This window comes from Rathayibacter sp. Leaf185 (assembly GCF_001423885.1).
Lineage (GTDB): Bacteria > Actinomycetota > Actinomycetes > Actinomycetales > Microbacteriaceae > Rathayibacter.
In genome coordinates this window covers 166,225-181,275 of sequence record NZ_LMPP01000004.1, presented here as the reverse complement: position 1 = coordinate 181,275, position 15,051 = coordinate 166,225, and the positions used below count along the sequence as shown (strand labels likewise).

Here is a 15,051-nt window from a genome sequence, read left to right as displayed (position 1 = left end):
CGTCGGAGCCCCCGGTAGACTGGTCGCCGATTCCTCACGAACCACCCGACGGAGACGCATGTCCGAGATCACGGCCGATACGGTCGCCCATCTGGCCCAGCTGGCCAGGATCGACCTCACCCCCGAGGAGATCCAGACCATGACCCGGGAGCTCGGCCAGATCGTCGACTCCGTGCGCGCGGTGCAGGCCGTCGCCACGCCCGATGTGCCGGCGACGAGCCACCCGATCCCGCTCGAGAACGTGTTCCGGCCCGATGTGGTCGGCGAGACGCTCACCCTCGAGCAGGCGCTCTCCGGAGCTCCCGAGCACGACGGCAGCCGTTTCCAGGTCTCCGCGATCCTGGGGGAGGAGCAGTGAGCGCGCACGGCGACGAGATCGTCCGCCTGAGCGCCTCCGCGCTCTCCGAGAAGCTCGCCGACGGCTCCGTCTCGTCGGTCGAGGCCACCCGCGCGCACCTCGACCGCATCGCGGCCGTCGACGGTGCCGTCCACGCGTTCCTGCACGTCGCGGGCGATGCGGCCCTCGAGACCGCCGGAGCGATCGATCGCCGCCGGGCCGAGGGGGAGTCGCTGCACGCGCTCGCCGGTGTCCCGCTCGCGGTCAAGGACGTCATCGTCACGAACGACATGCCGACCACCAGCGGGTCGCGGATCCTCGAGGGCTGGCGGCCGCCCTACGACGCGACCGTCATGAAGAAGGTCCGCGCCGCCGGCCTCGTGCCGATCGGCAAGACCAACATGGACGAGTTCGCGATGGGCTCGACCACCGAGCGCTCGGCCTACGGCCCGACCCACAACCCGTGGGACCTCGACCGCATCCCCGGCGGCTCGGGTGGAGGCTCCGCTGCGGCCGTCGCGAGCTACGAGGCGCCGCTCGCCCTCGGCTCCGACACCGGTGGCTCGATCCGCCAGCCCGCGCACGTCACGGGCACCGTGGGCGTCAAGCCGACCTACGGAGGTGTGTCCCGCTACGGTGCCATCGCCCTGGCCTCCAGCCTCGACCAGATCGGCCCCGTCTCGCGGACCGTCCTCGACGCCGCCCTCCTGCACGATGTGATCTCGGGGCACGACCCGCGCGACTCCACGTCGCTCCGCGACGCGTGGCCCTCCTTCGCCGACGCGGTCCGCCGTGCCGACGTGAAGGGCCTCCGGATCGGCGTGCTCAAGGAGCTCGACGGGGGAGAGGGCTTCCAGCCCGGTGTCCTCAACCGCTTCCACGAGGCCCTCGCGGTGCTCGAGGGCGCCGGAGCCGAGATCGTCGAGGTCAGCGCCCCGAGCGTCGAGCACGCGGTCGCCGCCTACTACCTGATCCTCCCCGCGGAGGCGTCGAGCAACCTGGCCAAGTTCGACTCGGTCCGCTTCGGCCTGCGGGTGACCCCCTCCGGGGGCGGCACCGTCGAGCAGGTCATGTCGGCGACCCGCGAGCAGGGCTTCGGCCCCGAGGTCAAGCGCCGCATCATCCTCGGCACCTACGCCCTCTCGGCCGGCTACTACGACGCCTACTACGGCAGCGCGCAGAAGGTCCGCACCCTGGTGCAGCGCGACTTCGATGCGGCGTTCGCGAACGTCGACGTGATCGCGTCGCCGACCGCGCCCACGACCGCGTACCGCCTGGGCGAGAAGCTCGACGACCCGCTGGCGATGTACCGCGGCGACGTCGCGACCATCCCGGCCAACCTCGCCGGCATCCCCGGCATCTCGGTCCCCGCGGGCCTCGCCGACGAGGACGGACTGCCCGTCGGCATCCAGTTCCTCGCTCCGGCCCGAGAGGACGTCCGCCTCTACACCGTCGGCGCGGCGCTCGAGGCGCTCCTCGAGGAGCAGTGGGGCCACCCCCTGCTCGCGAAGGCCCCCGCCCTCGCCACGTCCGAGCTCTCCGCCACCGAGGAAGGTGCCGTCTGATGGCCTCCGCGCACACGTCCGTCCCCGAGCTGATGGACTACGACCAGGTCTTCGAGACCTTCGAGCCCGTCCTCGGCTTCGAGGTCCACGTCGAGCTCAACACCAGGACCAAGATGTTCTCGGACGCGCCGAACGAGTTCGGCTCCGAGCCCAACACGAACGTCACGCCCGTCGACCTCGGCCTCCCCGGCTCGCTGCCCGTCGTCAACGAGCAGGCCGTCCGCTACTCGATCAGCCTCGGCCTCGCCCTGGGCTGCTCGATCGCGCCGTCGAGCCGCTTCGCGCGGAAGAACTACTTCTACCCCGACCTCGCGAAGAACTACCAGATCTCGCAGTTCGACGAGCCGATCGCCTTCGAGGGCTCGGTCGAGGTCGAGCTCGCCGACGGCACGCTCGTCGAGATCCCGATCGAGCGCGCGCACATGGAGGAGGACGCCGGCAAGCTGACTCACGTCGGCGGTGCCACCGGCCGCATCCAGGGCGCCGAGTACTCGCTGGTCGACTACAACCGCGCCGGTGTCCCGCTCGTCGAGATCGTCACGAAGCCGATCTACGGGGCCGGCAAGAGCGCTCCCGAGTTCGCGAAGGCCTATGTGGCCACCATCCGCGACATCGTCCTCGCCCTCGGCATCTCGGACGCGAAGATGGAGCGCGGCAACCTCCGCTGCGACGCGAACGTCTCGCTCCGGCCGATCGGCCAGGAGAAGCTCGGAACCCGCACCGAGACCAAGAACGTCAACTCCCTCCGCTCGGTCGAGCGCGCGGTGCGCTACGAGATCCAGCGCCAGGGCGCGATCCTCGCCGCGGGTGGCACCATCACGCAGGAGACGCGGCACTGGCACGAGGACACCGGCCGCACCTCCGCGGGCCGCCCGAAGAGCGACGCCGACGACTACCGCTACTTCCCCGAGCCCGACCTGCTGCCTGTCGTGCCGAGCCCCGAGCTGATCGAGGAGTTGCGCGCCGCCCTGCCCGAGAAGCCGGCCGTGCGCCGTCGCCGTCTCAAGGCCGACTGGGGCTTCACCGATCTCGAGTTCCAGGACGTCGCGAACAGCGGCCTGCTGGCCGAGATCACCGCGACCGTCGCCGCGGGCGCGACTCCGCAGGCCGCCCGCAAGTGGTGGACCGGCGAGATCGCGCGCCTCGCGAACGCGGCCGGGCAGGATGCCGCGGCGCTCGTCGCACCGGAGCAGGTCGCCGAGCTGGCCGGTCTGATCGAGAAGGGCGTGCTCACCGACCGCCTCGCGCGTGAGGTCCTCCAGGGCGTCATCGCCGGCGAGGGCACTCCCCAGCAGGTCGTCGACGCCCGTGGGCTCGCCGTGGTCTCGGACGACGGTGCGCTCATCGAGGCGATCGACGCCGCTCTCGCGTCGCAGCCCGACGTCCTCGCCAAGATCCGCGACGGCAAGGTGCAGGCCGCCGGTGCCGTCATCGGTGCGGTCATGAAGGCGATGAAGGGCCAGGCCGACGCGGCGCGCGTGCGCGAGCTGGTGCTGGAGCGCGCCGCCGGCTGAGCCGGAGCGCAGGGACGGATCGACGTGAGCACACCACCCGACTCCGTCCCCGCGCGGCTCGATCTCCCGGGTGGGGCGTTCCTCCGCCCGCTGGTCTCGAGCGATGCCGAGCTGCTGCACCCCGTCATCGAGGAGCAGCGACCATGGCTCGCCGCGCTGCTCCCGGAGGGGCATCCGAGCGCACTCCCGACCGCGTCACTCGGAGACGACGTCGATGCACTCGTGCTCCTCGAGGAGGCGGCACGGTCGGGATCCGCCTTCGCCTACCTCCTCGTCGACAGCCGCTGGATGGAGGCGTTCGGGGCCCTCAGCGTCCGGCCGGTCGAGGGCGGCTCGACGGTCGCCTCGTGGTGGGTCGTCCCGACGCTGCAGGCCTCCCGTCTCGAGGAGGAGCTCGACGCCTATGCGCGTCAGTGGCTGCGACTGCGCTGGTCGCTCGACGACATCGACACTCCCGACAACCACCCGGAGGATCCGGCCGCGATCGCCGGCGCCAACCTGGTGCCGCTCCTGCCGGACGAACCCGACCGGACGCCGCTCCCCGACCCCGACACCGCGAGCGCCGAGCGGCTGTGGGCGGAGTACCGCGGTGCCTCGCAGGCCCTGCCTCCGATCGAGTCCTTCGGCGACTCCGTCGAGATGGCCGACGAGCTGCTGGCTCTCGTCCGCCGCGGGGTGAAGACCGCGACCGCCTCGCTCGTCGGGTCCGAACCCGCCCCGCGGGAAGGCGACCACTGGATCGTCTGCGACGGAGCGGGAGTCGCCCGCGTCGTCCTCCGCACGGTCGAGGTGCGCACCGGCCCGCTCGACTCCGTCGACGACGACTTCGCCCGGGCGGAGGGCGAGGGCGACCGCTCGCGGGAGTCGTGGATCACCGGCCATCGCCGCTACTTCGCGCGGGAGTCACCGAGCGGCATCGATGACGTGGTGTTCGAGCGCTTCACCGTGGTCTGGCCTGCGGACGACGCCGAGCGGGCCGCCGGCTTCGGCCGCTGCATCGCCGGAACCCCCTAGCCCTCCTTAGGGGGTTCCCCGGATGCCGCGATCGGCCGGACTCCGCCAGAGTGGACACATGGCTACTCTCGTCCGCCCTCGTCAGGGCAAGATCATCGCCGGCGTCTGCGCCGGCCTCGCCCACCGCTTCGGCTGGAGCCCCTTCCTGGTCCGGCTGCTCTTCGTGCTGTCGTGCCTGCTCCCCGGGCCGCAGATCATCGCGTACATCGTGATGTGGATCCTGATCCCCAAGCAGAAGTGACGCAGAGCCTCCCTCATCGCCGTCGCGCGACCGGTGAGGGAGGCTTTTCTGCGCGCTCCGGAGTGAACGTTCACGCGAACCGCCGCCCAGGATCTTGACCCCTGTGACACATCTCTCGTAGTGTCCTGCGTGAACGTTCACGTCAAGGATGATGCGAGAGGCCGACATGACCGACACCACCCCCACCACGACCGGCACAGGCTGGGCCGTCCTCGGCCCGGGCAGCATCGCGCGCCGGTTCCTGTCGCAGCTGCCGGCGAGCGAGCGCGGCGCCCGGCTCGTCGCCGTCGGCAGCTCCGATCCCGAGCGCTCCGCGGCCTTCGCCTCGGAGGCCGCCGAGCTCGGCTTCACCGAGGTCACGAGCGGCGACTACGCGACGGCTCTCGCCGACCCGCGAGTCAGCGCTGTCTACATCGCGACGGTGCACACCGGACACGCCGCACTCGTCCTGCAGGCTCTCGAGGCGGGCAAGGCCGTGCTCTGCGAGAAGCCGCTCGCCGTGAACCACGGCACGGCGATGGCTCTGGTCGACGCCGCACGGCAGGCCGGTCTCCCGCTGGTCGAGGCGTACATGTACCGCTTCCACCCCCAGACCGCGGCTCTCCTCGACCTCGTGCGCGAGGGCGTGATCGGGGACGTCGTGCACATCGACGCGTCGTTCTCGTTCCGCACCGGATCGCGCACGGGCCGTCTCTACGACGTGCGGACGGCGGGCGGCGGCATCCTCGACGTCGGCGGCTACACCGTCACCGCTGCGGCGGCTGTCGTGCAGGCGGCGACGGGGATCACGGTTGCCGAGCCCGTCGAGTTCGACGCCCAGGGCAGCATCGGCCCCACCGGGGTCGACGAGTGGAGCGTCGCCCGCGCGACCTACCGCGACGGCATCACCGCGACACTGCGCACGGGTGTCGCGCTCGAGGACGTCAACGCGATCACCGTCCACGGCACACGGGGCCGGCTCCAGGTCGGCGACCCCTGGTTCGGGGCCGCCTCCGGTATCGAGATCCACGTGGTCGGCGAGGAGCCCCGCTCCGTCTCCTTCGAGGGAGTCAGCCCCTACGCGCTCGAGGCCGACGCGACGACCGACGCCCTCGCGGCCGGAGCCGGCGAGGCTCCGCTGATGACGCTCGACGAGACCCTCGCCACGGCCCGCACCCTCGACCGCTGGCGCGCTGCTATCGGCCTGCGCTTCCCCTTCGAGGCCGAGGACGCCGACATCCCCACGGTCTCCGGCCGGCCGCTCCTCACGGCCGCTGACGCTCCGATGCTCTACGGCGAGATCCCGGGCGTCGGCAAGCGCATGTCGCGCCTCGTGATGGGAGTCGACAACCAGCCCGACCTCGCGCACGCGTCGGCGATCTTCGATCTCTTCGTCGAGCAGGGCGGCAACGCGTTCGACACCGGGTACATCTACGGCGGCGGTGTGCTCGAGGGGCGCCTCGGGCAGTGGATCCGCAATCGCGGGATCCGCGAGGACGTCGTCGTCATCACCAAGGGCGCGCACACGCCTCACTGCGACCCGGAGTCGATCACCCGCCAGCTGCTCGAGAGCCTCGAGCGCCAGGGCACCGACTACGCCGACATCTACCTGATGCACCGCGACAACCCGGAGGTCCCCGTCGGCGAGTTCGTCGACGTGATGGACGAGCACCAGCGGGCGGGTCGGATCCGCTCCTACGGCGTCTCCAATTGGACGCCGCAGCGCTTCGACGAGGCGCAGGCGTACGCACGGGCGAACGGCCGCACCGGCTTCCAGGCCCTGAGCGACCACTTCGGCCTCGCCGAGGCGTACGACGTGCCGTGGGCGGGCTGCGTGCACGTGACCGACCCGGAGTCGAAGGCGTGGCTGGTCGAGCGCCAGGTCCCCCTGCTCCCGTGGTCGTCGCAGGCGCGCGGCTTCTTCACCGGGCGGGCCCGGCCCGACGACACGAGCGACGCCGAGCTGGTGCGGTGCTACTACGGCCCCGAGAACTTCGAGCGTCTCCGCCGAGCCGAGCAGCTCGCAGCCGAGCACGGAGTCGGCGCGACGGCGATCGCGCTCGCCTATGTGCTCGCGCAGCCGTTCCCGACGTTCCCGCTCTTCGGTCCGCGCACTCTGACCGAGGTGCGCTCGTCGATGCGGGGCCTGTCGATCGAGCTCACTCCGGAGCAGGTGGCGTGGCTCGATCTCCGCGACTGAGCGGATCCGAGGGGGCCGGCCGGGCGACGATCCACGACGTCGCCGCGGCCGCCGGGGTCTCGAGGCAGACCGTGACCCGCGCGATGAACGGCATGCCGGGCATCAGCGGAGCCACCAAGCAGCGCGTCCTCGACGCCGCGGAGGAGCTGCGCTACCGGCCGTCGCGCTTCGGCCGCGGCCTCGTGACCGGCGGCGACCGTCAGCTCGGTCTCGTCATCGACGATCTGCGGAACCCCTGGTCGCCCGAGCTCGCCTCGGCGGTCGTCCGCCTGGCGGCGGCGCGGGGGTGGAACGTGTCTCTGGCCGACGTGAGCTCGCCGGGGGACTCCGATCGGATGGTGCAGGCGCTCGGTGCGCAGTCGGACGCCGTCATCGGCACCTTCGGCGGCCGCGCGTCCGAGTGGATCGGGCACCTCGGCTCCGTCCCGGTGGTCGAGCTCGACCCGCCTGCCGCGCCGGAGCGCGCGGCCGTGCTGCTCGACCCCTCCGAGGCGATCGACGCGCTGACCGAGCATCTCGTGGGCGCCGGAGTGCGGCGGCCGGTGGTGCTCGACGTCGCCGCGGGGACGGACCCGAGCGCGCGCGCGGGCCGGCTGGTGCAGTCCTTCGCTGAGCACGGGCTCGAGGCGACGGTGGTGCGGGCACCCGCGGCGACGGCCGAAGCGGCGGCGGAGGCGACCGAGCGGATCGTCGCGCGGCCCCGCTCCGTCGATGCGATCGTCGCCTTCAACGACCTCTGCGCGATCGGCGTGCTGTCGGCGTGCCGCCGCGCGGGCGTGGACGTGCCGGGTGAGGTCCGCGTCGTCGGGATCGACGGTCTGGCGCTGGGGAGACTGCTCGCACCGACCCTCACCACCCTCGCGGTCGACCTCGACGAGCTGGCCGGGCACGCGCTCGGTCTGGCGATCGAGATGATCGCGGGAGAGCTGCCGAGGTCGGGCCCGGAGGTCGTGCGCACGGTGCGGCACCAGCTGATCCTCCGCGAATCGGCCTGACGCGGCGTCTTCTCCAGTCGCTCTGAGAGAACCTTCAGCGGCGGCGGTGGAGGGAGGCATAGCGTGAAGCGGTGCGTCGACTCGTGGTCGTCGCCGAGGAGGAGATCATGGGATTCCTGGACCGACTGCTGGGGCGCGAGGAGCGTCCCGAGGACGCGCGCCGCGCCTCCGGCTACGGCTCGTCGACCGAGCCTCGACCTGCGTACGGCACGCCGCCGGGCCGTTCCGCTCGGAGCGAGGACGAGATCGCGATCGAGCGCTACCGATACCTGCTCAAGACCGCGCCGCCCGAGGCGATCGAGCAAGTGCACCGCGAGGCGTTCGAGCAGCTCACTCCCGAGCAGCGGCAGCAGGTGTTCCGCGAGCTGCGTGAGGGCGCGCCCGTCGGCGATGCCCCGCGCAGTGACGATCCGCAGGCGCTCGCGCAGTCCGCGACCCGGAGCGAGCTGCGCCAGCCCGGCTTCATGGAGCGCCGCTTCTCCGGTGGCGCCGGCGGAATGGGCTTCGGAGGCGTGCTCGCCTCCTCGATGCTCGGAACGATCGCCGGCTTCGTGATCGGTTCCGCTCTCGCCGACGCGTTCCTCCCGGACGCCGGAGGCGACATGGCCGCGGGCGAGGGCGGAGACGGCGGAGACGCCGGAGCCGATGGCGGGGACTCCGGAGCGGACGCGGGCGGTGGCGACTGGGGCGGAGACTCCGGTGGCGACTTCGGTGGTGGCGACTTCGGTGGTGGCGACTTCGGCGGCGGCGACTTCGGCGGCTTCGACATGTGACGGGAGCGAGCGAGCCCTCGGTCGAGGGCTCGCTCGCCCGTCGCGGGTCAGCTCTCGTCGAGCAGCATCGCCTTGACCTCGCGGCGCAGGACCTTGCCGATCATGCTGGTCGGCAGCTCGTCGACCACGACGATCCGCTTGGGCACCTTGTAGGGCGTGAGCGCCTCGCGCACCACGGCGCGCGCCTCCGCCGGGTCGAAGCTCGCCCCCGGCTCGAGCACGACCGCTGCCGCGACCGCCTCGCCGCTGTGCGGGTCCGGCAACCCGACGACGGCGGCATCCCGTACTGCGGGAAGGCGGCGCAGCACTTCCTCCACCTCGGACGGCGAGACGTTGAAGCCGCCGGTGATGATGAGCTCCTTGATGCGGTCGACCAGGCGGACGAAGCCGTCCTCGTCGATCGTCGCGATGTCGCCGGTGCGGAACCAGCCGTCGGCCGTGAACGACGCGGCGGACTCCTCGGGCTTCCGGTGGTAGCCGCGGAACACCTGCGGCCCGCGCACCACGAGCTCGCCCTGCGCGCCGGGAGCGACGTCGACCTCGGGGTCCTCCGGATCCACGATCCGCACGTCGGTGCCCGGGAGCGGTAGCCCGACGGTCCCCGCGCGCCGGGTCGGCCCGACCGGGTTCGCCATCAGGACGGGCGAGGTCTCGGACAGACCGTAGCCCTCGACGAGCGTGCCGCCGGTGAGCTCTTCGAAGCTCTCGACGAGCTCCGGGTCGAGCGGCATCGCCCCCGAGATCGCGATCTCTATTCCCCGCAGCGACTCGCCCCGCTCGCGCGCGCGGGCGGCGAGACGCTCGGCGATCGGCGGCACGGCGGGGAGGAACGTCGCCGGATGCTTGCGCACGACCTTGAGGACGAGGTCGGGATCGAACTTGGGGAACAGCACCAGGCGTGCGCCCATGCTCATCGCGAAGGTGAGGCAGAGCGTCAGCCCGTAGGCGTGGAACATCGGCAGGACCGCGTAGACCACGCAGTCGCCCCGTCGCACCTGAGGGACCCAGGCGCGCGACTGGGCGGCGTTCGCCGTGAGATTGAGGTGCGTCAGCTCGGCCCCCTTCGGGGTGCCGGTGGTCCCGCTGGTGTACTGGATCACCGCGAGGTCGGTCGCGACCGGTCGCGGATGAGCGGGATCGAGGCGTCGGCGCAGCAGCGATTCCCACTCGACGGCGCCGCGCACCGGCCCCGTCAGTGCGGCTCGCGACTCCCGGGCCTTCTTGATCGGCAGGCGCAGCGCGGCGCGCATCGGAGCGGGCATGGCGCGCGTCAGATCCACCGCGATGATCGTCTCGACACCGAGATCGTCGGGCAGGTCCTGGACGGTCGGAACGACCCGGTCCCAGGCGATGGCGACGCGCGCTCCGTGGTCCTCGAACTGGTGGCGCAGCTCGCGCGGCGTGTACAGCGGATTGTGCTCGACGACGACGGCGCCCAGGCGCAGGACCGCGTAGAAGGCGACGACGTGCTGCGGGCAGTTCGGCAGGATCAGTGCGACCGGGTCGCCGACGCGGACACCGAGCCGTCGCAGTCCCTCCGCCGCCCGCTCGACGTCATCGGCGAGCTGCGCGTAGCTGGTGGAGCGGCCGAAGAACTCGAGGGCGACGGTGTGCGGGTAGCGCTCGGCCGACTCCGTGACGATGTCGACGAGAGAGCCGGTCGGGAGCTCGAGATCGGTGGGGACTCCGGGTGCGTAGCTGCGGAGCCAGGGGCGGGGCGGGTGAGTGCTCACCCGCCCCACTCTAGGTGTGGCCCGGGTCGTCAGTCGGCCTGGGCGACGGCGTCCTCGATCGGCACGTCACCCGCGACGAGCTCCCACGTGCGGCCGATCGAGGTCGGGTCGGCCAGGACGGCGAGGACTGTCGCAGCGACGTCGTCGCGGGGGATGCTGCCGCGCTCGACGGTCTCGGCGAGTGCGATCCGGCCCGTCCCGTCGTCGGAGGTGAGGGTGCCCGGGCGCAGGATCGTCCAGTCGAGATCGGTGGCGCGCAGGGCGGTGTCGGCGTCGCGCTTGGCGTCGACGTACGCACGCCAGCCCTCGTCCGTGTCCTCGGGGAGCGGCTCGTCGACTCCGATCGCGCTGATCTGCACGAAGCGGCGGATGCCTGCGAGAGCGGCCGCCTCCTGGCTGAGGACGGAGGCGCCGAGATCGACGGTGCGCTTGCGCTCGACTCCGGAGTCGGGACCGGCCCCCGCGGTGAAGACCAGGGCGTCGACCCCCTCGAGCGCGGCGGCGAGGTCGGCCGCGCTGGAGGACTCGAGATCGTGCACCAGGGGCTCGCTCCCGAGCCGGATGATGTCCTCGGCGTGGTCCGGGTTGCGGACGACCCCGACGGACTCGTGTCCGGCGTCGTACAGCAGGTGCAGGATCCGCTGGCCGATCTTGCCGTGGGCTCCGATGACGGCGACGCGTGTCATGGGTGGTTCCTCTCGTCGAGGGGCTCGTGGCCCCGTGTTCCGGTCCTCCCATCCTGCCGGTCGCAGGTGGGAGGAGGATCAGGCCGCGAGGCGGTCGTCGCGGCCCGTGATCGCGAGCAGCCGCCGCTGCAGGGGAGCGTCGACGTCGACCGCGACCGGCTGCGCGTAGAGGCCGCTGGCCCGCAGCGTCGCCTCCTGGGGCGCGAACAGCTCCCAGACCGCCGCGACGAGCTCGTCATCGAGGTGCTCGTCACTGCCGGTGGCGCGGGCGAGGTCCCAGGCGTGGATCGTCAGGTCGGAGACCTGCTCGCGCACGAGCTCGAGTGCCGTGACGGAGTCGCGGCCGAGCCGCAGGACGGCCTCGGGGTCGACGGCACGGGCCGACTCCCGGGCCCGGTCGGTGACCCGGCGCCACTCGCTGCGCAGATCGGAGGCGACGGGCTCGAGGCGGATGGGCGACTCGTCTCCGCCGGAGAGCAGGGTGTGCGCCCGCTGCTGCTCGCGCACGACGTGCAGAACCAGAGCGCGCGTGTCCCAGTCGGTGTCGGGGGTGGGCGCCGACCAGTCGGCGACCAGGGCGAGGCGGACCTCGAACGCCGCGTGCGCGCGCTCCTGCAGGTCGAGCCAGCGGCTCATCTCGTCGGCGCTCGTCCGGTCGAGGGTCGTGTCGTCATCGGCGGTGGGGGAGTCGGGCTGCTCGTGCGTCATGTCTTCTCCGGAGCGTCGTCGTCAGTGCTCGGGACAACCGCGGGAGTCCTCCGGTCATTCCCGCCCACGGAGTGGATCGGGATGTCGGAGGTGCGTGCGACCATCGTCGGAGGGCGCGAGTCGAGCGAGCAGGACGGTACGTGAGCAAACAGGACGGCACAGGGCGGCAGGTCACCACCGAGCCCTTCGACGACCCGCGCGCGAGCATCCTGCACATCGACATGGACGCGTTCTTCGCCTCGGTCGAGCTCCTCGAGCACCCCGAGCTCCGCGGCCTCCCGGTCATCGTCGGCCATCACGGGTCCCGCTCCGTGGTCACCGCGGCCACCTACGAGGCGCGGCGCTACGGAGTGAACTCCGCGATGCCGATGGCTGTCGCCCTCCGCCGCTGCCCCCAGGCGATCGTGCTCGAACCGCACATGGAGCGGTACCGCGATGCGTCGCGGCGGGTGATGGCGATCTTCGACTCCTTCACCCCGCTGGTCGAGCGCCTCAGCATCGACGAGGCGTTCCTCGATGTGGCCGGCGCCCGCCGGATCTCCGGATCACCGTTCGCGATCGGAACGGCGATCCGCGCGCAGGTCTTCTCCGAGCTCGGGCTCACCTGCTCGGTCGGCATCGCGAGCACCAAGTTCGTGGCCAAGCTCGCGTCGAGCCGCTCGAAGCCCGACGGCCTGCTCGTCGTCCCGTCCGACGGCGTGCAGGCGTTCCTCGATCCGCTGCCGGTCAGCGCGCTGTGGGGCGTCGGCGCGACCACCGAGGAGGCGCTGCTGCGCCGGGGCCTGCGCACGGTCGCCGATGTCGCCGCGACTCCGCTGCCGGTGCTCGTCTCCTCGCTGGGGGAGGCGACGGGTCGTCGGCTGCACGCGCTGTCGAACGGAGTGGACCCCAGGTCGGTCGACACCCGCCAGATCGAGAAGAGCGCGGGCCACGAGATCACCTTCGCCGACGACGTCGCCGACCCCGAGCTGGTGCGCCGCGAGCTGCTGCGTCTCTGCGACAAGGTGGCGGTGCGCCTGCGCCGGGCGGGGGTCCGCAGCCGGACCGTCGCCGTGAAGGTCCGCTTCGGCGACTTCAGCACCCTCACGCGGTCACGCACCCTTCCCGAGCCGACCGACGTCGCCCGGGTGCTCTACGAGGCGTCCTCGGCACTGCTCGAGGCCGCGAATCCGCTCCGCCGCCCCGTTCGGCTCATCGGCGTGCGCGGCGAGCAGCTCGTCGAGGGCGACGAGGTCGCGTTCTCCCTCTGGAGCGATTCCGACGACTGGCGCGACGCCGAGCTCGCGGTCGACGGAGTGTCGGCGCGGTTCGGCACCGGGGCCGTCCGGCCCGCCTCGCTGCTCTCGAAGTCGGCTCCGGAATCGGCGAAGGGCATCGACCTCAGCGACACGCTCGCTACGCGGAACCGATCGTCAGACTGATCGGCCGGTGATCCGAGCCGTTCGCGGGCAGCACGGTCAGCGTCGCGGCCGGGACGCCGTCGGCCAGAGCGTGATCGAGCGACACCACGGGGAGGAGCGAGGGCCACGTGGCGGGGAAGCCGACGCCGGAGCTTCGGACCAGGTGCGCCTGCTCCAGAACGGGCGCCAGGAGGTGGTCGTCGGTCGCGGTGTTGAAATCGCCGACGACGATCGTCCGGTCGGACACGTCGTCGGCGAGGGTCGACGCGAGCCCGCCGAGCATGGTGTCGCGCTCCTCGTGGTCGCCGAGCCGGAAGGACGCGAGGTGCACGACGAAGAGGCGGCTCGGGCCGAGAGGAGTGTCGATGTCGACGGCGAGAGCGCGATCCCAACCGAGGCCGAGATCCAGCGGACCGCCGTCCGAGAGCTCGGTGCGACTCCAGACGCCGACCGTCCCGACGACGTACGAGTAGGGGTACTGATCGGCCAGTTCGTCGTCGACGACCGCGCGCGCGTCGCCGTCGAGCTCCTGGAGGGCGATGGCGTCGGGTTCGCGCGCCGCGAGTGCCGCGACGATCCCGCTCGCGTCGTCTCCGCTCGCCGCGATGTTCTGACTGATCACCGTGAAGCGGCCGGAGCGGACCTCGGGGGCCGGGAGCGCGACGGGGAGGACCAGCACCCCGTAGACCATCGCGAGCACCGTGACCGCCGCACCGGCAGCTCGGGAGCGGAGTGCCACGGCGCCCGAGACGAGGAGCAGGACCGCGAGTCCCGTCCAGGGGATCCCCGTCTCGACCACGGACAGCCAGCCTGCGGCGTCGGGGAGCGCCCGGTGGAAGGCGAGGAACGCCGCCAGCACGATGCTCACCCCTCCGATGACGCCCGCGCGCAGGGGGCGTCGTCGGCGCGGGTGCTGAGGCATCCGACGAGTATGACCGCTGGCGGACGGCCCGGGGTGGGGGAGTCCTGTACGAGTCGGAGCGGCGCTTGTCGGCCTCGAGAGCCGCGGAGTAGCGTTCGGTCATGCCCAACATCGCCGTCTCCCTGGCCGACTCCGTCACCTCCGCGGGTGCCGCGACGATCTACGGAGAGCCGGTGACGGTCGACGGCGTATCGCTCGTCCCTGTAGCCCTGCGCTGGTTCGGCTTCGGCGGCGGCAGCGGCTCCGAGGACGGGCAGGAGGCCGGCGGCGGCGGGGGCGGCGGAGCCGTCATCCCGATCGGCGCCTACATCAAGGACGACCTCGGTCTCCGCTTCCAGCCGAACGTCGTCTCCGTGCTCGCCGTCGGCATCCCCTTCGTCTGGGTCACCGGCAAGGCACTCGCCCGCATCATCCGCGCCCTCAAGAAGTAGATGCTGGGGCGCGGCGTCAGCGCATCCGCTGCTGCCGCGCCGTGAACCACTTCTTCTGCGTGCGGCCGAATCCGACGATCAGTCGCTCCGCGTCGTCCGGGCGGCGCGGATCGTAGATCACGGCGACGGGCTCGCCGGCGAGCCAGGCGTCTCCGCGGCGCTGCGGCACCTTCAGGGCGCGACGCTCCTCGCCGCTCGCGAGGCGGTAGGCGACGAGCAGGCGCCCGAGCTCCGTCGCGGCGGCCCGGTCGCCCCGCGCGGGGTCGTGCGGCAGCACCAGCCCGGTCACGCGGGTCCCGTAGCTGAGCAGCTCGCGCCGGATCCGCCGGCGACGCTGCCACAGCAGGACCTGCAGCAGCACGAGCAGGATCACCGCGAGCACGACGACCACCGACCACGACATGCTGTCTATGATTGCTGACGAACACGGGAGTCCGGTGCACCGGGCTGAGAGGAAGGCACGCAGCCTTCGACCGTCGAACCTGATCTGGGTCATGCCAGCGAAGGAACGTTTCGATCTCCTCTTGATACCCGTGCCCTCCATTCGCTTCCA

15 protein-coding genes and 1 riboswitch are annotated in these 15,051 nt (G+C 72.0%); of the genes, 10 read left to right on the top strand and 5 right to left on the bottom strand.

All coding sequences use genetic code 11. The features are described 5' to 3' along the window. The first annotated feature begins 58 nt into the window (after positions 1-58). The 8 genes from gatC to ASG06_RS15080 all read left to right on the top strand — a co-directional run bounded on the left by gatC (position 59) and on the right by ASG06_RS15080 (position 8,618). A complete protein-coding gene (gene gatC, locus ASG06_RS15115; protein ID WP_056044024.1) occupies positions 59-358 on the top strand; it encodes an Asp-tRNA(Asn)/Glu-tRNA(Gln) amidotransferase subunit GatC in 300 nt (99 codons plus the stop codon). Continuing rightward, the gene (gene gatA, locus ASG06_RS15110; RefSeq protein WP_056044021.1) at positions 355-1,902 is read left to right on the top strand and encodes an Asp-tRNA(Asn)/Glu-tRNA(Gln) amidotransferase subunit GatA; all 1,548 of its coding nucleotides are present in this window, start codon (positions 355-357) and stop codon (positions 1,900-1,902) included. Before gatC ends, gatA begins: the two co-directional genes overlap by 4 nt. Further along, positions 1,902-3,416, top strand: a complete 1,515-nt coding sequence (gatB, locus tag ASG06_RS15105; RefSeq protein WP_056044017.1) for an Asp-tRNA(Asn)/Glu-tRNA(Gln) amidotransferase subunit GatB — start codon at positions 1,902-1,904, stop codon at positions 3,414-3,416. Before gatA ends, gatB begins: the two co-directional genes overlap by 1 nt. Positions 3,417-3,440: 24 nt before the next feature. Next, on the top strand, positions 3,441-4,430 hold the full coding sequence (locus tag ASG06_RS20655) for an ASCH domain-containing protein (RefSeq protein WP_056044014.1): 990 nt from the start codon (positions 3,441-3,443) through the stop codon (positions 4,428-4,430). 58 nt (positions 4,431-4,488) lie between these two features. Next, entirely contained in the window at positions 4,489-4,671 is a 183-nt protein-coding gene (locus tag ASG06_RS15095) for a PspC domain-containing protein (RefSeq protein ID WP_056044011.1), read from the top strand. Between the two features lie 166 nt (positions 4,672-4,837). Then, entirely contained in the window at positions 4,838-6,850 is a 2,013-nt protein-coding gene (locus ASG06_RS15090; RefSeq protein ID WP_056044596.1) for an aldo/keto reductase, read from the top strand. Beyond that, on the top strand, positions 6,829-7,845 hold the full coding sequence (locus tag ASG06_RS15085) for a LacI family DNA-binding transcriptional regulator (protein ID WP_082499279.1): 1,017 nt from the start codon (positions 6,829-6,831) through the stop codon (positions 7,843-7,845). The genes ASG06_RS15090 and ASG06_RS15085 overlap by 22 nt, the downstream gene beginning before the upstream one ends. Before the next feature lie 107 nt (positions 7,846-7,952). Next, positions 7,953-8,618, top strand: a complete 666-nt coding sequence (locus tag ASG06_RS15080) for a hypothetical protein (protein WP_056044591.1) — start codon at positions 7,953-7,955, stop codon at positions 8,616-8,618. A 47-nt stretch (positions 8,619-8,665) separates the two neighbouring features. Here ASG06_RS15080 and ASG06_RS15075 read toward each other — a convergent pair whose 3' ends face one another. The 3 genes from ASG06_RS15075 to ASG06_RS15065 all read right to left on the bottom strand — a co-directional run bounded on the left by ASG06_RS15075 (position 8,666) and on the right by ASG06_RS15065 (position 11,745). Continuing rightward, the gene (locus tag ASG06_RS15075) at positions 8,666-10,351 is read right to left on the bottom strand and encodes a long-chain-fatty-acid--CoA ligase (protein ID WP_056044008.1); all 1,686 of its coding nucleotides are present in this window, start codon (positions 10,349-10,351) and stop codon (positions 8,666-8,668) included. Between the two features lie 29 nt (positions 10,352-10,380). Continuing rightward, on the bottom strand, positions 10,381-11,037 hold the full coding sequence (locus tag ASG06_RS15070; protein ID WP_056044006.1) for an SDR family oxidoreductase: 657 nt from the start codon (positions 11,035-11,037) through the stop codon (positions 10,381-10,383). A gap of 78 nt (positions 11,038-11,115) precedes the next feature. Then, positions 11,116-11,745 carry a TIGR03086 family metal-binding protein gene (locus tag ASG06_RS15065; protein WP_231727773.1) on the bottom strand — a complete coding sequence of 210 codons (630 nt, stop codon included), beginning with the start codon at positions 11,743-11,745 and terminating at the stop codon, positions 11,116-11,118. Between the two features lie 140 nt (positions 11,746-11,885). Here ASG06_RS15065 and dinB point away from each other — a divergent pair, with 140 nt between their 5' ends. Then, the gene (gene dinB / locus ASG06_RS15060) at positions 11,886-13,166 is read left to right on the top strand and encodes a DNA polymerase IV (protein ID WP_056044003.1); all 1,281 of its coding nucleotides are present in this window, start codon (positions 11,886-11,888) and stop codon (positions 13,164-13,166) included. On the opposite strand, the gene ASG06_RS15055 is transcribed toward dinB, so the two are convergent. Next, positions 13,141-14,067: an endonuclease/exonuclease/phosphatase family protein gene (locus ASG06_RS15055; protein ID WP_082499278.1), complete on the bottom strand. Its 927-nt coding sequence runs from the start codon at positions 14,065-14,067 to the stop codon at positions 13,141-13,143. The genes dinB and ASG06_RS15055 overlap by 26 nt on opposite strands. A 101-nt stretch (positions 14,068-14,168) precedes the next feature. Here ASG06_RS15055 and ASG06_RS15050 point away from each other — a divergent pair, with 101 nt between their 5' ends. Next, entirely contained in the window at positions 14,169-14,498 is a 330-nt protein-coding gene (locus ASG06_RS15050) for a hypothetical protein (protein WP_056043997.1), read from the top strand. A gap of 16 nt (positions 14,499-14,514) precedes the next feature. Here ASG06_RS15050 and ASG06_RS15045 read toward each other — a convergent pair whose 3' ends face one another. Further along, the gene (locus tag ASG06_RS15045) at positions 14,515-14,901 is read right to left on the bottom strand and encodes a DUF3592 domain-containing protein (RefSeq protein ID WP_056043994.1); all 387 of its coding nucleotides are present in this window, start codon (positions 14,899-14,901) and stop codon (positions 14,515-14,517) included. A gap of 14 nt (positions 14,902-14,915) precedes the next feature. Next, a riboswitch (TPP riboswitch) is annotated at positions 14,916-15,024 on the top strand. Positions 15,025-15,051 lie beyond the last annotated feature (27 nt).

What these genes read in the sequence shown, in the direction of transcription:
- ASG06_RS15055 (WP_082499278.1), bottom strand. Translation starts at nt 14,067, where the DNA reads ATGCCTCAGCACCCGCGCCGACGACGCCCCCTGCGCGCGGGCGTCATC.
- ASG06_RS15090 (WP_056044596.1), top strand. Translation starts at nt 4,838, where the DNA reads ATGACCGACACCACCCCCACCACGACCGGCACAGGCTGGGCCGTCCTC.
- ASG06_RS15080 (WP_056044591.1), top strand. Translation starts at nt 7,953, where the DNA reads ATGGGATTCCTGGACCGACTGCTGGGGCGCGAGGAGCGTCCCGAGGAC.
- ASG06_RS15095 (WP_056044011.1), top strand. Translation starts at nt 4,489, where the DNA reads ATGGCTACTCTCGTCCGCCCTCGTCAGGGCAAGATCATCGCCGGCGTC.
- ASG06_RS15050 (WP_056043997.1), top strand. Translation starts at nt 14,169, where the DNA reads ATGCCCAACATCGCCGTCTCCCTGGCCGACTCCGTCACCTCCGCGGGT.
- ASG06_RS15065 (WP_231727773.1), bottom strand. Translation starts at nt 11,745, where the DNA reads ATGACGCACGAGCAGCCCGACTCCCCCACCGCCGATGACGACACGACC.
- ASG06_RS15045 (WP_056043994.1), bottom strand. Translation starts at nt 14,901, where the DNA reads ATGTCGTGGTCGGTGGTCGTCGTGCTCGCGGTGATCCTGCTCGTGCTG.
- gatC (WP_056044024.1), top strand. Translation starts at nt 59, where the DNA reads ATGTCCGAGATCACGGCCGATACGGTCGCCCATCTGGCCCAGCTGGCC.
- gatB (WP_056044017.1), top strand. Translation starts at nt 1,902, where the DNA reads ATGGCCTCCGCGCACACGTCCGTCCCCGAGCTGATGGACTACGACCAG.
- ASG06_RS15070 (WP_056044006.1), bottom strand. Translation starts at nt 11,037, where the DNA reads ATGACACGCGTCGCCGTCATCGGAGCCCACGGCAAGATCGGCCAGCGG.